This window comes from Planktothrix sp. FACHB-1355, from assembly GCF_014748295.1.
Lineage (GTDB): Bacteria > Cyanobacteriota > Cyanobacteriia > Cyanobacteriales > Aerosakkonemataceae > Aerosakkonema > Aerosakkonema funiforme_A.
In genome coordinates, this window is sequence record NZ_JACJUP010001170.1 from 1 (window position 1) to 2,083 (window position 2,083).

At 45.7% G+C, this 2,083-nt stretch carries 2 protein-coding genes; both read right to left on the reverse strand.

The features are described from left to right. Positions 1–402 precede the first annotated feature (402 nt). Entirely contained in the window at positions 403–1,524 is a 1,122-nt protein-coding gene (gene cax, locus H6S82_RS30335; RefSeq protein ID WP_190469745.1) for a calcium/proton exchanger, read from the reverse strand. Positions 1,525–1,784: 260 nt separating this feature from the next. Then, the coding region (locus H6S82_RS33135; protein WP_206756914.1) for a hypothetical protein at positions 1,785–2,083 on the reverse strand (299 nt) is incomplete at its 5' end.

Genomic DNA, 2,083 nt, shown 5'->3' on the forward strand with positions numbered 1-2,083 from the left:
GGGGAGTGGGGGAGCGGGAGAGTGGGGGAGAAAAGAACAAGAGGTAACTTGCGATCGATCATCTTACGGCGGGAAGGGAGTAAAAGAGTGGAGGAGTGGGAGAACGAGATATTGCGAAAAAATTCCTAATTTTGACTTTTGACTTTTGACTTTTGACTTTTGACTTTTGACTTTTGACAGCCCCTATTTATAAAAAATAGCGATCGCTCGATGGGTGGCGGGCGATCGCTAAAATATTTAGCCATGACTAGGAGGTTAGATCGTGTTTATTAGCATCGTGTTTGTTAGCATCGCGATGTAGTAGGAAATACTCTAGACGCGGACAGCATTGGTAAAAACGATGCTCACCATTCCAAATTAATCTTGCCTGCTATGTAGATACAGTACCCAAATGGGTGATTTTCAGCCAATGCCTTCGATGACGGGATGGAAGTAGAAAGCTATCCCCAAAACTGTATAGGCTGCTAATAGGAGTGTGCCTTCCAGCCAATTAGATTGGCCATCGGAACTAATCGAATTGGCAATCAACACCGCCACAGTAACTGCCACCAATTCAAAGGGATTAAAATTTAAATCCATAGGTTTGTGCAGCACCCAACCAGCCAGAACTAAAAAGGGTGCAACAAACAAAGCGATTTGCAAACTAGAACCCACTGCTACGGAAACGGAAAGATCCATTTTATTTTTCATCGCCACAGTAACGGCGGTAGCGTGTTCGGCGGCGTTACCGATAATTGGAACCAAAATTACCCCAGTAAATAAAGCTGTTAGCCCCAAACGGGATGTTGCTTCTTCTAGAGTATCTACTAACAATTCCGACTCGATCGCCACCATCAAAGTGCAAGCTAGCAGTACTCCCGACCACAACCACACATTTACTTCGTGTTGCGCGGGTTCATCGGGGGCAAGATTTGCTTCTGCTAATTCTTCTGGCTCCAATTCTGCCAAACCTGCATCGTAGAGATACGAGTGGGTTTTCATCGAAAACAGCAGAGTCAGGCCGTAAACTAGGATTAGCACGATCGCCACCCAGTCAGAAAGATGCTGGATCGCGTCTTCTGCTACCCCTGTAGAGGTATAGTTCACGGCTGTGGGAAGTAACATAGCGATGACAGCTAAGTTCATCGCAGAAGCATTCGTGCGAGCGACTACCGGCTGAAATTCTTGCTCTTTGTAACGCAGACCTCCTAAAAACATAGAAAGTCCCATCACTAGCAATAAGTTACCGATAATCGAACCGGTGATGCTAGCTTTGACTACATCGATCAAGCCGGCGTTGAGGGCGACAAGACCGATAATCAGTTCTGTGGCGTTGCCGAAGGTGGCGTTGAGAAGCCCTCCCAGCGATGGGCCAAGGACTACGGCGATTTCTTCGGTTGCAGTACCCATCCAAGCAGCGAGGGGTACGATCGCCAGTGCCGATGTGATGAACACAGTTAGCGATCCCCAATGCAGGAAGTGTCCGGCGATCGAAATCGGAATGAAAAGCAATAAGGCCAGGAATATATTGTCTTTGTTCAGCATCAAATTATGCGTGTGTTTCTCGTTGAGTCCCGCCTGGGGTTGAAACGCATCCTTTCCAGACGGTGCGGTAATCGTCAGACTCTAGAATACTCGCTTCGCAGGTTTTGTGCAGAGAGGCAAAAATACCTTGATTCGTATTTTTAAGCAGATAAATTAAGTAGTGTTGATTTTGTTAAATATTTTGCAGCGATCGGTACTGCGATCGCTCAACTTTCGTTAAATTACGTTAAATGACCCTTCCAATAGCTGAGATTTTGTAGTTAACATCGAGAAAACTGCAAGAAAACCCCTCGCTTGGTAGATGTTTTTTGTTTTGATATCAAGCTTGGCGGCGCGGATAATTCCTCATCAGTAACATCACACCAACTGATAATTTCGATCCCCATCAATAATTGAACCGACTTAGCTGGCTTGGATATTGTTTGAGCCAGTGGGAAGGCTGTCTGTAAGTTTATCGTTGCCAACAAAAGTGAATTATGACTGCATTTGCTGATATATCGGTTTCCGTTGAGGACGTAAAATCCACAAGCATTGCGCCGATTACGCCTCAAGAGGAGCA

Excerpts from the sequence above, each read along its gene's own strand:
- cax (WP_190469745.1), bottom strand. The coding sequence starts at position 1,524 with ATGCTGAACAAAGACAATATATTCCTGGCCTTATTGCTTTTCATTCCG.